At 41.8% G+C, this 16,880-nt stretch carries 10 protein-coding genes; 5 read left to right on the top strand and 5 right to left on the bottom strand.

All coding sequences use genetic code 11. The annotated features are described in order from the left end of the window. Positions 1–16: 16 nt before the first annotated feature. On the bottom strand, positions 17–1,054 hold the full coding sequence (locus R3E32_29095; protein ID MEZ4888818.1) for a sugar kinase: 1,038 nt from the start codon (positions 1,052–1,054) through the stop codon (positions 17–19). Positions 1,055–1,321: 267 nt separating this feature from the next. On the opposite strand from R3E32_29095, the gene R3E32_29090 reads away from it, so the two are divergent. Continuing rightward, on the top strand, positions 1,322–1,567 hold the full coding sequence (locus R3E32_29090) for an SDR family oxidoreductase (GenBank protein MEZ4888817.1): 246 nt from the start codon (positions 1,322–1,324) through the stop codon (positions 1,565–1,567). Between the two features lie 164 nt (positions 1,568–1,731). On the opposite strand, the gene R3E32_29085 is transcribed toward R3E32_29090, so the two are convergent. Then, positions 1,732–2,688 carry a hypothetical protein gene (locus tag R3E32_29085; GenBank protein ID MEZ4888816.1) on the bottom strand — a complete coding sequence of 319 codons (957 nt, stop codon included), beginning with the start codon at positions 2,686–2,688 and terminating at the stop codon, positions 1,732–1,734. Between the two features lie 122 nt (positions 2,689–2,810). On the opposite strand from R3E32_29085, the gene R3E32_29080 reads away from it, so the two are divergent. Continuing rightward, positions 2,811–3,977, top strand: a complete 1,167-nt coding sequence (locus R3E32_29080) for a lycopene cyclase family protein (protein MEZ4888815.1) — start codon at positions 2,811–2,813, stop codon at positions 3,975–3,977. Between the two features lie 365 nt (positions 3,978–4,342). Here the strand turns inward: R3E32_29080 and R3E32_29075 are convergent, their stop codons facing one another. Beyond that, positions 4,343–6,826: a M1 family aminopeptidase gene (locus R3E32_29075; GenBank protein MEZ4888814.1), complete on the bottom strand. Its 2,484-nt coding sequence runs from the start codon at positions 6,824–6,826 to the stop codon at positions 4,343–4,345. Between the two features lie 766 nt (positions 6,827–7,592). Between R3E32_29075 and R3E32_29070 the strand changes: the two genes are divergently transcribed. The 3 genes from R3E32_29070 to R3E32_29060 all read left to right on the top strand — a co-directional run bounded on the left by R3E32_29070 (position 7,593) and on the right by R3E32_29060 (position 12,098). Beyond that, entirely contained in the window at positions 7,593–7,997 is a 405-nt protein-coding gene (locus tag R3E32_29070) for a DUF1761 domain-containing protein (protein MEZ4888813.1), read from the top strand. Positions 7,998–8,481: 484 nt separating this feature from the next. Beyond that, positions 8,482–11,751, top strand: a complete 3,270-nt coding sequence (locus tag R3E32_29065; GenBank protein ID MEZ4888812.1) for a carboxyl transferase domain-containing protein — start codon at positions 8,482–8,484, stop codon at positions 11,749–11,751. Positions 11,752–11,873: 122 nt separating this feature from the next. Beyond that, entirely contained in the window at positions 11,874–12,098 is a 225-nt protein-coding gene (locus tag R3E32_29060) for a hypothetical protein (protein ID MEZ4888811.1), read from the top strand. Positions 12,099–12,232: 134 nt separating this feature from the next. On the opposite strand, the gene R3E32_29055 is transcribed toward R3E32_29060, so the two are convergent. Next, the gene (locus R3E32_29055; GenBank protein MEZ4888810.1) at positions 12,233–14,626 is read right to left on the bottom strand and encodes an SUMF1/EgtB/PvdO family nonheme iron enzyme; all 2,394 of its coding nucleotides are present in this window, start codon (positions 14,624–14,626) and stop codon (positions 12,233–12,235) included. Positions 14,627–14,995: 369 nt separating this feature from the next. Next, positions 14,996–16,612 (bottom strand): AAA family ATPase, encoded by a 1,617-nt coding sequence (locus R3E32_29050; protein MEZ4888809.1) that lies wholly within the window; start codon positions 16,610–16,612, stop codon positions 14,996–14,998. Positions 16,613–16,880 lie beyond the last annotated feature (268 nt).

Genomic DNA, 16,880 nt, shown 5'->3' with positions numbered 1-16,880 from the left:
TTTATTATTTTTTAAATTATCTAGAAACCCTTCCACTTGCATCTCCTTGCATCAATTTTTCTACCTCGTCAACCTTCACCAAATTCGCATCACCATAAATCGTGTGTTTCAAGCAGGAAGCCGCCACTGCAAAATTTAAAGCTCGTTGGTCGTCTCCTTCGTAGCTGACCAAACCGTAAATCAAGCCGCCCATAAAACTATCTCCACCTCCCACTCTATCTACTATATGCGTAATTTGGTAGGTAGGCGAATGGTATAACTTATTGCCATCATACAATACACCTGCCCAAGAATTGTGGGAAGCACTGATAGAACCTCGAAGAGTAATGATTACCTTTTTTGCTCTCGGAAAACGCTCCATCAATTGTTCGCAAACCGATTGATAAGCAGCCGCATCCATCGAGTGTCCTTGCGTTACGTCAATGCCTTTGGGGTGAATGTCAAAATGTTTTTCGGCATCTTCCTCATTGCCGAGAATCACATCGCAGCCCGCCACCAGTTCAGGCATCACTTCAGCAGGAGATTTACCATAATTCCACAAGTTTTTGCGGTAGTTCAAGTCCGTTGAAACGGTCACTCCCAGTCGGTTTGCGGCCTGTATTGCCTCCAAGCAAACATCTGCTGCACTTTGTGAAATAGCGGGTGTAATACCTGTCCAGTGAAACCATTGAGCATCTGCAAAAACTTCCTCCCAATCAACCATTCCTTTTTGAATCTCTGACACAGCAGAATAGGCCCTATCGTAAACAACCTTGCTGCCTCTACTCACTGCCCCAATCTCTAAGAAATAAATTCCCAAACGTTCTCCTCCAAAAATAATGTGCTTTGTACCAACACCTCGTTTTCGCATTTCCATCAAGGCACATTCTCCAATGTCGTTTTTAGGTAAGCGAGTCACAAACTCTACGGGCAGACCATAGTTGGCTAAAGACACAGCAACATTGGATTCACCTCCTCCATATACTACATCAAAACTATTTGCTTGCGAAAAACGCAGGGCATTGGGCGGAGTCAATCGAAGCATAATTTCGCCGAAAGTGATTATTTTTTTCATTGAATATATTTTTAAATTGGTTTACCAATTAATTGGCAGACCAAAATTAAACCATTTTGTGAAGTCTGCAAAATTTATTTGAACAAAGTTTTCAAATTGCAGCAGAATTAGAAGATGCATATGATTGCAATGAATTAAAAAGATGTAAAAAACAAATGGAATGCACAATTAAAGGTTGTAATCATCATTTTTTTCCTATATTGGATGGACGTTGGATTTGCAAGACATACACCAGACTTTGGTAGCTCGATTAGCGTCTAAAATAGAATGAAAACCAACACCAAATACCATAATTCAGCTGCTAAGGTCTTTTTGGAACCAAGACCACAAGAATTTATCCATGATACCTTTACGCCTGATAGTGTGAGGGAATTTGTTGCAGGGAAAACACCATTGCAGCGAGAAGGAACATCGGAAGAAGTGGCAAATTTGGTGGCTTGTTTGACTTCTGACATGACTTCTTTTGTGACAGGAAACAATATTGACATCAATGGTGGACTGGCTTTTTCTTAGAAAAAATGTTTCATAAACGATTTACTAATTAGTATTTTTTTGAATATTTAGCAAAGTTTAGGGCTATAATACAATGTAACCAAAAGAAGTATTGTCTTGTAGCCTTTTTCATTCCGATTCTTTGAAAAAAAACCGTTCCTATAATCCCAAAAAATATACTATCCCTATTCCTCCAACCCCAATTCTCTACGCAAAACCCTGTCCTCCAATGAATGTTTGTCCCAATAATCCGACAAGATTGTATGCGTCCGTTTTGCAGTAGTCGTCAAAAGTTCACCACCTGCCCAAAAAGGTGCTTTATAGATTTCTTGGAAACCTTGGATTTTGTAAGGAGAAACATTTTCATAGACAATTTTCAGCGTGCGGTTGTGTTCGGGATAAATCAACACATATTCCATCAATTCTTCTCCTTCAAAATCTTCCCCTTCATAAACCGACAACAAAGCATCTGCATCCATAGGACGCAAACTCCAATGTCCCAAACGGCTGTACAATGTACTGGTCACAATCTCTATCCTACCCAATGGCAAATTATTGGGATTCATACGGATAATGTTCCATATCTCATCCTCTAAATAAGGGGTTTTCAATTCAAAAGTTTTGTCACCATCTGCTTCAAAATACGAGAAGCTTTTGACATCGTACTTCTTACCTTCCGTCCAATTCAATTGTGTAAAAACATGTCCGCACCATTCTTGGACCGAATTGGTAACTTTCAAACATTTGCTATTTTTGTCACCATTGGCAGGTGTAAACACAGAAGTCAGAGCCGAATAATCGTAGATGCCAGTGGGAAAATTTCGCATAAAATTAAGTTTCATTACATTAATGGCTTTATCTTTATTTGCCTCATTTTCCAGTTTCACCTGTATATCGGTGCGGAAATCTTCGGTTACAAAGACCATGATGGCATCGCCTTTGTGAATTTCACCATAACGTGCCTGTTGCAACTCAAAACGGCTGATTTCTGCTTTTCCTTGATACCAATATTCATCCAAGGCAGTCTCTACAGTATCTGTTGTGAAGTATTCAGGAGAAGAAGAAAGACCATCATTACAACTTACAAAAGCTGAAAACACACTGCCAATCAGGACTATAAAACATGAAAATAAAAATTTCATTTACCAAAGTGTTTTTATAAAATAAAAATAATTAATTAAAATGACCACAAAATTAACAATTAGAGTATTTGGGCCTTATTATATAAGTTAAAAAAGTTTCAAAATATCAATAATTCAAGTTTATGCAGGCATACGATTACATCATTGCAGGAGGAGGCTGTGCAGGTTTAAGCCTTGCTTTTCACCTACTTCAATCGCCGCTTTCCCACAAAAAAATTTTGATTGTCGACCGTTCTCCCAAAACCGAAAATGATAGAACTTGGTGTTTTTGGACTGATAAAAAAACGCTGTTCGACCCTATTTTGAAGGGTTCTTGGCGACAATTGCAATTCAAAAGTGCTGATTGGACACATACTTTTGACCTAAAAAATTGGCGATACAACATGATTCGAGGCATTGACTTCTACGAATTTATCCTACCACAGTTGCAGCAACAGGGCAATATTGATTTTGTTTTTGGTGAAATTGAAATCTTAGATGCAGATAAAGAAAAGGCGTGGGTGAAAGTAAATGATGAAACTTATTATGGTAACTGGTTGTTTGACAGCACTTTTTCCCCTGCAATGTTTGAACAGGAAAAAGACCTACAAAAATACCATTATATCCTTCAACACTTCAAAGGTTATGTAATTAACAGCCCCAAAGCCATTTTCAATCCCGACATACCTGTATTGTTTGACTTCAATATTCCACAAGAACAATCGGCACGTTTTGTCTATATACTGCCACACAGCCCAACCAAAGCATTGGTGGAGTTCACCGTTTTCTCCAAGGACTTATTACCTCAAAAATCCTACGATCAACACCTACAAGAGTATATCCATAATAACCTTCAATTGAAGGAATATGACATTGAAGAAACAGAGTTTGGGATTATTCCAATGACCGACCATCCTCTTCCTCAACGTCCTCACCCTCAAAAAAGAATTATGCACATCGGCACCAAAGGTGGCCGTTCCAAACCATCCACAGGCTACACTTTTTGGCGCATACAGGAGGACTCCAAACATATCGTCGAATCCCTCCAAAAAACGAACCAACCTTTTTATACCCCCATCACCTCCAAACGTTTTTTAGAATATGATGCATTGTTATTGAATATTTTGCAGCATCAAGGTGAGCAGATTCGCCCAATTTTCACCGAAATGTTTAAGAACAATTCGATACAACGCATTTTTCGGTTTTTGAATGAAGAAAGTAGTTTAGCGGAAGATCTCAAATTGATGTATTCTGTACCAAGTCGCCCCTTTTTGGAGGCCTTGTGGAAAGTGAAAATTGGAGGAAATTAATTTTGTCTTGCTACTTACCTAGTACAGTGATTAGTAAATTAGTGACTGGTGATTAGTTTTCAAAACTATTAATTGTCAGTTGTTTGTGCGGAAAATAAGTTGCCGCTTATTTGGTTTATGCTGTACTAGTACCCTGTAACGGAAATTTCTTAATATTTGAGCAGCATCGCTGCGGCTCCCTTTGTAGGGACAATGCTAAAGAGGTTCTTATGAGGGGCGTAGCCTCGACACCATAAAACCCGTTATTTATACGTGCTGAAGCGATGCTAAACTATTTTTGTTAAGCAGCGAGACAAAAATAGTTTTACACAAAAGAACCTTCAACTCTTTTGTAATCAAATTTTCGTTATTAGCAAAATGAATAACTATTCCCTAACCACTTTGCCACTCATCACCTTTCCATTCTCCAATTTTGCCCAATAATAATACACGCCGACAGGCAAATGACTCATATCCAACTCAAAAACACTTGTACTGCTCAACTTTTCCAACATCAATTTCCCAAAAGTCGAATACACTCTAAAATCCAACTTTCCAGCATTGAAGTATTCATCCTTCAAAGACACTGTAAATTTATCGTGGAAAGGATTGGGATGTATCGTCAGAAAAGACTCAGCTTTAGGTCTGGGAGATTTATCTTCAATGTCCGTAAACATACAAGTTGGATTGGAAGTCACGATTGGATCTGTTCGATTGTTGTCAAAAAACGCCAAAGTATATTCTCCAAATTGCAGGTTGTTGATGGTAAAACTACCTCGTCGATCATTTGAATTACCTTGCGTATCTTGGCTCACTCCCGTCACTTTTTGCCATTCATTTGCAGGACTGGCCCGATAATACACCTGTAAAGCACTTTCAGAACCACCGCCCATCAAATCGTTGTCCAAATATCCGCCATTCAAAGTTGCAGCGCCATTGTAAGCGATGGTAGCGGAAGCCAAAAACAAATTGTAGCGAATTCCATCCACTTTCCAATAACGATTGGGTGAAAAAACCAAACCTTCAGGTGCATTTTTCATGCGATCGGGTGCAGCCCAATGGTGTTCGATTCGCAGCAAAGTAGAATCTGCAATTTGATTGACCGTTACTTGCATTTTGGCATTTTCAAAATCGTAAACACCTGTTGTTGAAATCATTTGCTGATTTTCTGTCACCGCATCGCTGATTTTTTGGTCAATGTCTAAGACCGTCATCACAGGATAAAAAGGCAAATCGAAAGAATGAATATCACATTCACCATTCAGCCAAATCTTTTCGGTCTGCATATTCATATTGGTATCGTAGAAGGTAATATCCATCGGCACCTGCTCAAAAAAATCGGGTGCAGCATATAATTTTTGACGAATATACACATCAGCGGTAAAAGGATTGCCGTCAAAACCCACTACTATAGAGTCTATTGCAAAGTGCGGAAAACCTGCATTGAAGACCCAATCATTGAAGAAATCATCCAAATCAAAGCCCGAACATTCAGCCAAAAAATCTCTAAACTGTTCGCTTGTTGCCGTTTTGAAAGCAAAAGCCGACAAGTATTCTCGTATGCACCGAAAAAAGGCTTCATCGCCCATATAGCCTCGAAGTGTGTGCGCTACATCTGCACCTTTGCTATATACATGGCTACCATAGGTAATATCAAAAGGCACTCCTGAAACAGGGTAATGTCCTCCATCTCGAATGTGGGCGTATTGCATTACCTCAATGTGATTCGCCACCACCGAAGACAAATACGCTTCCTTGCCATACACCGCTTCCATAAACAAATGCTCTCCAAAACTCGCCCACCCCTCGTTGAGCCACATATCATCCGCAGTTTCGCAAGTCACCAAATCGCCCCACCAATGGTGTCCAAATTCATGCGCCATCAAATCCTCAAAAACCAACGTACCATCTATTGCAAAAGTTGGATAGGCAATATTGGTAGCGTGTTCCATCGCCCCTCCACCAAAAGGAACAATGCTGAAACCAACCTTGTCAAACCGATGCTTCCCATAGGCTGCTTCAAAAGCATCAATTGCATTCGGCAAGTGTTCAAAAGAAATCTTGAGATTGGTCGTATCAGCAGCACGAGCAGCCAACTGTATCAAAATCGGGTCATAAGCCCCTACATGCACACTTTCCAGTGTTTCGTAGTCCGCAACGGCTACGGATGCCAAGTAAGTCGGTATGCTTTGATATAGTTTCCAATGCCAGGTTTTGGTGCCGTTCTCATTGGTGTCAAAACCTTCTAACAAGCCATTGCAGAAAGCTTTGTGCGATTCTATGGTGGTGATGTGAAAATCATATATGCTCCGAGAGCTAAAGGTATCGAAACAAGGAAACCACGCCCTGCCATAGTTGGGCGGATCTACACCAATACCCACACCCAAATTGTAAGCATAATTGGAACTAAAATAAAAACCTCCAAAAGACACACTTTGAGGTTTTCCTGCATAAAACACATTGACCTCCAAAAATTGCCCTGCTGCAAAACTTCCCTTCAAATCAATATACAATTTCGGAGATTGCTGAGTGAACGTTGCAGGTTCGCCGTTTATCTCCACTTTTTCGACCAGCAAACTTTCCAAATCCAATTCAATTCGTTGGATGTCATTCACCTTGGTAAACATCAAAATCTTACAATTTCCTGCAATAATTCGGTTCTCAAAGTCTGTGACATCGAGCGAAATATCGTAGTGGGTGATGCCAAAACTGTCTTCTCTCGCATCCGCCATTGCAGTAGTTTTGGCTGCAATAGATTGCAGTGTTTCAGCTTGTGTCTGCTTAAAGTTTTGACAGTCCAAGTAGTGTTTTTGAGCCAAACAAAGATTGGAAATCAAACACAGTAAACAAATGAATCGTATTTTTTGCATGGTAATGTTTCGTTTAAAAGTAACGCACAAAATAGGTAATTCTTCAAAACTGATTGGCAATGCTTGTAACAAAAACAAAATTTTCTTACTTCAACTGATTAACTACATTTTTTTTGACATCTTTAGCATTTATCAATTACACTAAATACTGAACTATACTATGTCTAAGATAAAAATTCTCGTCGTGGAGGACATTCCTCAACATGCACAAGCCCTTATAAACCAACTTAATAAATTTGGATACCAATCTATTCAACATGTGCAAACTGGCAAAAAGGCAGTTGTTCTTAGTTCTTAGTTCATTAAAGGCTTGGAAACCATTGATGATGAACTTCACACTCTGATGGATCAAGGGATAAACAAAATTCCCATTAGCCGCACCTATGCGCCCAACTTAAAGCACTTTTTCATCAAACTATGAGCAGAAAAGAGAAAAAAATCACCGTTGGGAAAGTATTGGTGTCGTTGGGAAGAATTGTGTTATTCAATTAATAATTCTTGTCTTTCTTTACAACTATGCTTTTTCTCAAAGTAAAAACTATTTACGAAAAATTATTATTACTTGCGTTTTGAAAAAATTCTAGTTATGGAAATAATTTTGCGCCATTTTTTCTTTCTCCTTTTTACAAACCAATAATGGACATTTTCTCCAAATAAAAACAAGAGGTTTCTTTTCCTCATTTGCCTTCACAACAGCTCATCCAAATTGTACTATTTCGGTTTTTTATTTATCTTGTCTATCATTAACCTAAAACAACACAACAATATGATGCAATTTGTAGAACCTATTATTGGCGGTCTTGCGGCTTTCGCATTAGGCTTTGCGTGGTACACCGTTTTGTTTGGTAAGGCTTGGCAGGCCGAAACGGGAATGACCGCCGAAGATGCTCAAAAAGACATGGCTCGAACACATGGACTTGCTTTGTTGATGATGATTATTATGTCCTATGCCGTCAACTTCATCATCAATATGCACCCACTTGCCGACCAAACTTTCATTCACGGTGCTTTTCATGGTGCATTGGCTGGTTTGCTTTATGCCGCTCCAAGTACAGCAATCAACTATTTGTACCAAAGAAAATCTCTAAAATTGTACTTGATTGATGCTTCTTACCAGGTGCTTTTCTTGGCCCTTTCAGGTGGGGTAATGGCAGCTTTGAAGTTGGCATAGAATGATTTAATGCGATTCAATAATTGAAGAAAGTTCCAATTGAAGATAGTTCAATTGGAACTTTCTTGGTTTGGTAACTACTTGATTTATACACGAACAATCAATCCAACATTCCTAATTCTTCTGCAATGTCTTTGGTGATGGCAAAGATGCAAGGTTTCCGTTATAGCGAAAACTTTGGCAACGGTTCACAACCTTGCCAATGGAACAAATCTACTTAAATTTCTCTCCCAATCCCATTCTATTAGACTTGTACGGATTTGATTATGATAGAGTTATGTGAAAAGTGATTTGTTGTGTGCAATTATTTTCCTCTTGAAAAACATTTGTTATAATCAAAATATAGGACTCTTTTTCAAAACATTTGTTTATGAGTGTTTTAAGCATAAAATAATAAATCATTAAATATTTTCAATAATTTATTATTCACTGATTATCGAGCCGAACAAGTCTATTATCTTTGCAACCAAACAAAACAACTCCCATGCCCCAACAACAACACAAACTCCTCATCGCCAACCGAGGCGAAATTGCCATCCGTATTGCCCATGCCGCAAACGAACTCAACATCCCAACAGTCGGTATTTACTCACAAGACGATGAAAACTCCTTGCACATTCGCAAAACCGATGAAGCCATCCCATTGCAGGGAAAAGGTGCAGCGGCTTATTTGGATGCTTTGCAAATCATTGAAATAGCGAAGCAAACGGGCTGCAATATGATTCACTCAGGCTATGGTTTTTTGAGTGAAAACGCAAACTTTGCGCTTCAATGTGCGGCAAATAAAATCACCTTTGTCGGTCCTACCCCAAAAACTTTGGAGGTGTTCGGCAACAAAATGGCTGCTCGACAACTCGCCCAATATTGCGATATTCCCACCATTGAAGGCACTTTTCGAGCCACAACTTTGTCGGAAGCACAGGTTTTTTTCAGTGAGCAATTGAAGGAAGGTGAAGGTCTAATGCTCAAAGCAATTGCAGGGGGCGGCGGTCGTGGCATGAGGGCGGTTTTTGCTTCGGAAGACATGGAAGTAGCATACAAGCGTTGTCAATCGGAGGCTTTGCAGTCTTTTGGGAATGGAGATTTGTATGTCGAAAAATTGATTCAAAATGCCCGACACATTGAAATTCAAATCATTGGAGATGGCACAGGTGAGGTGAGTCACTTAGGCGAACGAGAATGTAGCATACAAAGGCGACACCAAAAGTTGATTGAAATTGCTCCTTGCCCAAACCTCTCCCCTATTTTGCGGCAAAAACTCTGCAATGCATCGGTAAAAATGGCGAAAGCAGTCCATTATGCCAATGCTGGAACGTTTGAGTTTTTGGTGGATAAAAGTTTGGCGGACGATGCAGCTTTTTACTTTATGGAAGCGAATCCCCGATTGCAGGTCGAACATACGGTGACGGAGGAGGTGACGGGCATTGACATCGTTCAGTTTCAATTGCAGCAAGCGATGGGTAAAACGTTGGCAGAATTGGATTTGCTGCAAAGTCAAATTTCTGCTTCAAAAGGTTGTGCGATTCAATTACGCATCAACATGGAAAGCATAGACAAGGACGGAAGTGTTCGACCGAGTGGCGGACAATTGACAACCTTTGAAATACCTGTGGGCAAAGGGATTCGGGTGGACACTTTTGGCTACAAAGGCTATCGGACGAGTCCAAATTTTGATTCTTTGTTGGCGAAGGTGATTGTGTCGGTTCGCTCGGATGATTTTGGAGATGTGGTGAGAAAAGCGAGTCGGGCTTTGGCGGATGTGCGTATTGAAGGTGTGGCTACGAATGTTGGTTTTTTGGGGGCGATTTTAGGTAATTCGGAGTTTCTGGAAGGGGATTTTGATATTGGGTTTGTGGAGGGGAATTTGGCGGCACTGGTGGATAGTATTGCCCTCGGACCTCCCCCTAACCCCCTCCCTTTTGGAGAGGGGATTTTACGCCAAAACTCCCCTATGATTGGTAGTATTGTCAGCATTGAAGTGGAAGTGGGACAAAGGGTGAAAAAAGGGCAGGCTTTGGTGGTGATGGAGGCGATGAAAATGGAGTCGGTGATTTTGGCGGAGGAAAGTGGTGTGGTGCATAGCATTGCAGTCGAGGTGGGTGATGTGGTGACGGACAGGCAGCCTTTGTTGTTTTTGGAGGTGGCGGAAATGGAGGATGGAGAGACATTGGAGGAGAAAGCGGTGGATTTGGATTACATTCGCCCAGATTTGGCGGAGTTGTTTCAAAGGCAATATTTTACCAAAGACGAAGCCCGACCCATTGCCGTAGAGAAACGCCACAAATACGGTCAGCAAACGGCTCGTGAAAACATTGACTTACTTTGTGATGCAAATAGCTTTCGAGAATATGGTTCACTGATTGTGGCAGCGCAAAGGCGGCGGCGCACACTGCAAGATTTGGTGGAGAATACGCCTGCCGATGGTTTGATTACAGGCATTGGGGCGGTGAATGGCAGTGATTTTGGGGAGGAAAAAGCGAGGTGCATGGTGATGGCTTACGACTATACGGTTTTGGCAGGAACGCAGGGGACCTTGAACCACAAGAAGATGGACCGAATGTTTCACCTTGCCGAAGAGTGGCGGATTCCTTTGGTGCTGTTTGTGGAAGGGGGTGGTGGTCGTCCAGGCGATACGGATTACATGATTGTGGCGGGTTTGGATATTTTGACCTTTACTTTGTTTGCTCGAATGAGTGGATTGGTGCCGAGAATTTCGATTGTTTCTCGCTATTGTTTTGCAGGAAATGCGGTGTTGGCGGGAGCGGCAGATGTGATTATTGCAACGGAAAATACTTCACTTGGAATGGGAGGTCCTGCAATGATTGAAGGGGGCGGTTTGGGCAAATTTCACCCCAAAGACGTCGGGCCTGCAAGTTTTCAAACGACGAATGGAGTGATTGATATTTTGGTGAAAGACGAGGTGGCAGCGATTGCAGCTGCAAAGAAGTACTTGTCTTATTTTCAAGGAACTACAATGAGTTGGGAGTGTGCTGACCAACGTTTGTTGCGTTCTGCTATTCCCGAAAATCGGCGCAGGGTGTATGATATTCGCTCGGTGATTGAGACGATGGCAGATACGGATTCGGTGTTGGAATTGCGTCCTTATTTTGGGGTGGGCATGGTGACGGCTTTGATTCGAATTGAAGGGCGTGCAATGGGTTTGATTGCCAACAACCCCAAACATTTGGGGGGGGCGATTGATTCGGATGGGGCGGACAAGGCGGCAAGGTTTATGCAGTTGTGTGATGCTTTTGGGATTCCTATTGTAGCCCTTTGTGATACGCCTGGTATTATGGTCGGTCCCGATGCCGAAAAAACGGGAACGGTGCGTCATGCGGCTCGTTTGTTTGTCGTTTCGGGTAGTTTGCGGGTGCCGTATTTTAGCATTGTTTTGCGGAAAGGCTATGGTTTGGGCGCAATGGCGATGACTGCGGGCAGCTTTAGTCGGTCGTTTTTTACGGTGGCTTGGCCCACGGGTGAGTTTGGCGCAATGGGCTTGGAAGGGGCGGTGGAATTGGGTTTTCGGAAGGAATTGGATGCTGCAATGAAGGAAAGCCCTGAAGCACACAAGGCTTTGTACGACAAATTGGTAGCCAAATCTTATGAACGGGGTAAGGGCATCAGCATGGCTGCTTTTTTTGAGATTGACCAGGTGATTGACCCAATGGAGTCGAGGGAATGGTTGGTTATGGGATTGAAGTCTGTACCGAAATTGAAGGAGGACGGGAAGAGGCGGTTTGTGGATACTTGGTGATTTGCTCACTAGCGGTGGGTTTCGAAACCCACCGCTAGTGAGCAAAATGTAGCGAATAGAGTGAAACTTTGGCAACGGTTGCAGACCTTGCCAACAGTTGAACGAAGCCCCCACTTCAACTGTTGGCAAAATTGGAAATTGTTGCCAAAGTTTTCGCTTATTTTTATCATAGCACCTATACAGATACTAAAGGTGTTTTGGCGCAACGAAAACCGTTGTTGTTGTTACGGTTTGTAGGATTGTTCCTGTTTCGATTCGCCGAGCGGCAGTTGTTTGGTTTGTTATTCCAAGACCCGCCACGAAGCACACGAACGCTACACGTTAGCCCATACATCCGAAGCTACTAAACTACAAAAGTCTTAGAGACTTTTGTAGTTTTTGGTACAATAAATTCTCAAAAAAAAATTTTGTCTCGCTTCGCTCGACATTAAAAGAAAAAAAGCAAAAGTGGAAAAGGGTAAAAGTGTCTGAGCGCAGAGGTTTAGGGAGTTTTCGCGCAACGAAAACCGACGCCGTAGTTGATACGGAACTCAGGATTGAACCAGAACCGATCCGCCGAGCGGCAGTTGAGTGGTTTGTTATTCCAAGACCCGCCACGAAGCACACGAACGCCGCCAGTAGCTGGTCCTTTTGGATTAGAACTTGGGCTACTCGAATAGTAATTTTCATCATACCAGTCGTTGCACCATTCCCATACATTTCCACTCATGTCATACAATCCCAATTCATTTGCTTTTTTGCCACCAACAGGGTGTGTTTTACTGCCTGAATTATCACCATACCAAGCCACCTCATCAATCGAATTGCTACCTGAATAGGTATAATTTCGGCTTTTTGTTCCACCTCTCGCTGCAAATTCCCATTCTGCTTCGGTCGGCAGTCGGAAGCGTTTTCCTGTGAGTTGGTTCAGTTTTTTGATAAAATCTTGGGCATCGTTCCAACTCACACTTTCTACTGGACAGTTGTCGCAGCCTGCCGATTTTTGGGAAGGATTACTGCCCATGACGGCTTCCCATTGTGCTTGTGTCACTTCGTATTTGCCCATTTGGAAGGTGCTGAGGGTGACGGGGTGAACGGGTTTTTCGTCATCTTGTCCGTCATTGCTTCCCATTTGGAAAGTGCCGCCTGAGACTGTGACCATGTTGTTGATGAGTTTTTGGATTTCGGGGTGCAGCCTACTCCCGACCTTCTCCGAGGGAGGAGGGGTTGTTGTTGAAGTTGTTTCTTTTGCGGGTTCAGGTTTTGGCTTTGGAGGAGGATTCAGTATTTTATCAATTGCATCTATTTTTCCTTGCAGATAACCCCTTTCGGCAGGTTTCAATTGAAGGGCTTCTTGGTATTTGCTTTTAGAGGCATTGTATTCTTGGCGGTCGTAGGCTTTGCTTGCATCCGCCAGTAGTTGGTTGTATTGGCTGTTTTTGCGTTCTTGCTCTTTTTGAGCGGCATCCGATTGAGCGATTTTGTTGAGTTGGATTTCTATTTTCTCCAATTGATGACTTGGGTACTTTTCTTTGGGTTGCAGTGCCAAAGCAGCTGTATAATCGCTTTTGGCATCTGCCCATTTTTCGGCTTTGAAGTGGCGGTCGGCTTTTTGTATCAGTTCGGTATAGGCTTTGGTTTCGGCAGCTTCTTTTTCGGGTTTACTTTGTTCTTTTTCGGCAATTTCTGAATCTTTTTTCAGGGCTAAGGCATCCTTGTCTTCAGGTTTGAACATCAAAGCACTGTCTGCATACAATATGGCTTGTTCATACGTCTTTTTGTCTTTTAAGTCGGTGGCAGTTTGGAAGAGGCGTTGGTATTCTGCGGTGCTGTCTGACCTCCTCCCAGCCTCCTCCGAGGGAGGAGGGGTTTTTGCATTGGTATTGGTTGTAGAAGGAATCATTTTTGAAATTCCCCATACAAGCAGCAACAAGAGCAATACACCTCCCGCCATGCTTCCGTAGCGCACTTTTGGATTTTCTTTGAGGGCAATGATTTGTGCCTCTCTTTGTTTTTGTTGGGCGTTTTTGATGTTTTGTTCGATGCTTTTTTTGTCGGGTTGGTCGCCTGTTTTGTAGTATTTCAGGCTCTCTTCAAAAGCTGAAATGGCAGTAGTCCAGTTTTGGTGTAGTAGGGCTTTGTCGGCTTCGAGTAGAGATTGTTTGAAGTGTGTCAGGCGTTGTTGTTCGGCTTGTGCTTCTTGCTCCGCCAGTTTTTCCCGTTCTTTTTGGAGTTCGAGTTGACGGAGGCGTTCTTGTTCTTCGGCATCTTTGCGGCGGCGTTCGGCGGCTATTTCTTGCTTTTTCTGGGTTTCTTTGGTTTGTCGTTGCAGTTGTGCCAACCGTTCTTGTTCTTTTGCAGCAGCGATTTTGCGTTGGCGTTCGGCTTCGGCTTCTTGCTTTTTTTGAAGGATTTCGGCGGCAGCTGCATTTTGTTTGGTTTTGACCTCTAGCACACTCCTATTGAGTCCTCTCACGATGTCGGTATAGGCTTTGGAGTCGTCTGCCCAATCGCTGATGGGTTTACCGTCTTTGGGTAGGGCTTGTAGTTCGCTGAGTTCGGTGATGTCCCATGCACAATGCGCCAAAATAATGGGTACGACGATGGCTTCTCCTCTTTGGTGTCGGGCGAGCGCATCCGCCATTTCTTTGTCGTAGAAGTAGTCAGAGGCGAGTGAGTTGGCACTGACCAATAGTAGAATGATGTCGGCAGTGTAGAGGTTGTCTTTGATGCTTTGTTCCCAAATGCTTCCAGGCACGATTTCGCCATCGTACCATATACGGATGGTCTTATTGCGGTCGAGGGGTTTGAGGTACTTTCGGAGTGCCTCTAAGTATTCCCCATCCAAACGCGAATAAGCGATGAATATTTTGACTGGATTTGATTGGCTTGCCATAATGGGTGTAAATATAAAAAGAATTTGCTTGGCATAGAATATTTTTGAACAGGAACTGCTAGATGGAAAGGAAGCTCGTGTGGGTGTATGGGAACAGGAATTTGGGGATTCGGAGGAATTTTGCTTGAGACTTTATGGCATATATACTACGCAGCTTTGAATTTTTCTGCTTTTTTATTCTCCTCAAATACAAGAGCTATGAGTCCTTAAACCTTTATTCCCTTTTTGGTGATAAAACACTATTTTTAAAAACAAAATAAATACCTGATTATAAGCCCCATTCGTAGCCTATGAATTAATTCATGGGCTACGAATGGAGATAATTTTTAGCGAAATATCGTCATAAAAGGAATAATTGAAAAATAGCAGTTATTCATGCCTCCTTAACTCCCCTTCAATGGTCAATACATGTTTCTTCAATTCTTTATCTTCTTTCACCAAAAAACCAACACCCAACAGCCAAACATCTTTACCCAAACCTTCAAAAGGCTCAAAATATTTGTGGCTACTGATTTGGTTCATTGCCTGCTTCAACAAATACGCCATCGTTCCTTTTTCACCATACTTGAACTCAATGACATACACCTTATCACCCATATCCAATACGCAGTCAATCCGCCCCTTATCAGTCGAACCTTCCAAAGTAGAATGTACACCCAAAAGCGACAAAACCAAATAAAACAAGCCGTGATAATAGGCTTCGCTCGCTTGACCTCGATGTTGGTAGGGAAGTGCAGCAAAAAGGGAACGGAGAATGGTTAAGAAACCCTCTTTGTCTTGGGTTTGCAATGCAGTTCTTAGTTTGATGGCTTTGTAGGTGATGTTCGTGTTGGTGTCTTGCGAAAAAGCTCCCAAAATAAACGCATTGAAGGATTGACGGACTTCTGAATTGGGATAATTGAGGGTGTATAAATCCCCAATTTCTGTTTCTAATATATGGGTTATCGTCAAATAACCCGTTTCATACAATAGTTTCAACAAAGGAATCGGCTCTCTCAAATCATAACTACTGTCCAACATCACCGTTTCTGCATTCTCAAACTCCTCCATCGTTGGCACATCCTCCCGCTCTTTGGCATACTTTTCTTTTATCAGCTTCACCAAAATGGCAGGCGTTCCTGTTTCAAACCAATAATTGTTGAACTTTTGGTCTTGAAGCACATTCACAATCGAATAGGGATTAAATAACCTGCTCTTGCCGTCCCACGAATAACCATCGTACCAAGAAGTGATTTTCTCCAATAGCTGCGTTTCACTCTGTTTTTCTTTCTCCGCAAACTGGCGAATATAGCCTCCAAAATTCTGCTGCAATTCCTCCATCGTAAACCCCAGCATGTTCACAAACTGTGGCTTCAAACTCACATCTTTCATCAAATTGACCACCGAAAAAATGGACATCTTCGCAAACTTGGAGATACCCGTCATAAACACAAATTTGAGTTCATTATTGGAGGCTTTGAGGATGCTGTAAAAATCCCGAAGAGAATCCTGAAAATCTTCCGCAACTTTTAAGTCGGTAATATTTCGAGCAATTGGCGCATCGTATTCATCAATCAAAACCACTACTTCTTTACCCGTTTTTTCGTAAAGGCGAAGTATCAAATCATTCATTTGGGCAGCATAATTCTTCGATTTAAGTGGTACTTCATATTGACGTGCATATTTTTCCATCAAACCAGACATTTCACCTTCAAATTCTTCCAAGTTTTTGTAGATAAGTCGCCCAAAGTCAATCCGAATCACAGGATATTCCTTCCATTCTATTTTGTCTTCAATCCACAAACCCTTGAACAATTCCTTTTTTCCTTGATACATCGCCTCCAATGTGCTCAGCAGCAAAGACTTCCCAAACCTACGAGGGCGAGATAGAAAGGCATAAGGGCTGTAATTGATTAAATCGTATATATCCTTGGTTTTATCCACATAGATATATCCCTCTTTAATGATTTTTTCAAAACTCGACTTGGCTAAAGGTAATTTTTTCATTGACTTTCTATTCTTTTGAAGGAAAACAGATGAAAAGATACAAAAGTTTCTTAGTAACCGCTTCAAACGTTCCGACAAATCGCAATGTTTGAAAAACAAGGCGGAATTTGAGTAGGCAATAAATACCTGATTTCAGATATTCACAAATCACCGCCCAAAGAATCTCCGCACGAATCAACCTAAGACTACCGTAGTTTTTGAAACTTCGGTAGTCTGCAAAGGGAAATAAAAATTAGTACAAAAATCCTAATTCCTTTCGTCTATTGAA

Source organism: Chitinophagales bacterium, assembly GCA_041392475.1.
Lineage (GTDB): Bacteria > Bacteroidota > Bacteroidia > Chitinophagales > UBA2359 > JAUHXA01.
Note: the sequence above shows the minus strand (reverse complement) of the source record. Positions and strands in the feature narration are given on the sequence as shown.

What these genes read in the sequence shown, in the direction of transcription:
- R3E32_29095 (MEZ4888818.1), bottom strand. Translation starts at nt 1,054, where the DNA reads ATGAAAAAAATAATCACTTTCGGCGAAATTATGCTTCGATTGACTCCG.
- R3E32_29090 (MEZ4888817.1), top strand. Translation starts at nt 1,322, where the DNA reads ATGAAAACCAACACCAAATACCATAATTCAGCTGCTAAGGTCTTTTTG.
- R3E32_29085 (MEZ4888816.1), bottom strand. Translation starts at nt 2,688, where the DNA reads ATGAAATTTTTATTTTCATGTTTTATAGTCCTGATTGGCAGTGTGTTT.
- R3E32_29080 (MEZ4888815.1), top strand. Translation starts at nt 2,811, where the DNA reads ATGCAGGCATACGATTACATCATTGCAGGAGGAGGCTGTGCAGGTTTA.
- R3E32_29075 (MEZ4888814.1), bottom strand. Translation starts at nt 6,826, where the DNA reads ATGCAAAAAATACGATTCATTTGTTTACTGTGTTTGATTTCCAATCTT.
- R3E32_29070 (MEZ4888813.1), top strand. Translation starts at nt 7,593, where the DNA reads ATGATGCAATTTGTAGAACCTATTATTGGCGGTCTTGCGGCTTTCGCA.
- R3E32_29065 (MEZ4888812.1), top strand. Translation starts at nt 8,482, where the DNA reads ATGCCCCAACAACAACACAAACTCCTCATCGCCAACCGAGGCGAAATT.
- R3E32_29055 (MEZ4888810.1), bottom strand. Translation starts at nt 14,626, where the DNA reads ATGGCAAGCCAATCAAATCCAGTCAAAATATTCATCGCTTATTCGCGT.
- R3E32_29050 (MEZ4888809.1), bottom strand. Translation starts at nt 16,612, where the DNA reads ATGAAAAAATTACCTTTAGCCAAGTCGAGTTTTGAAAAAATCATTAAA.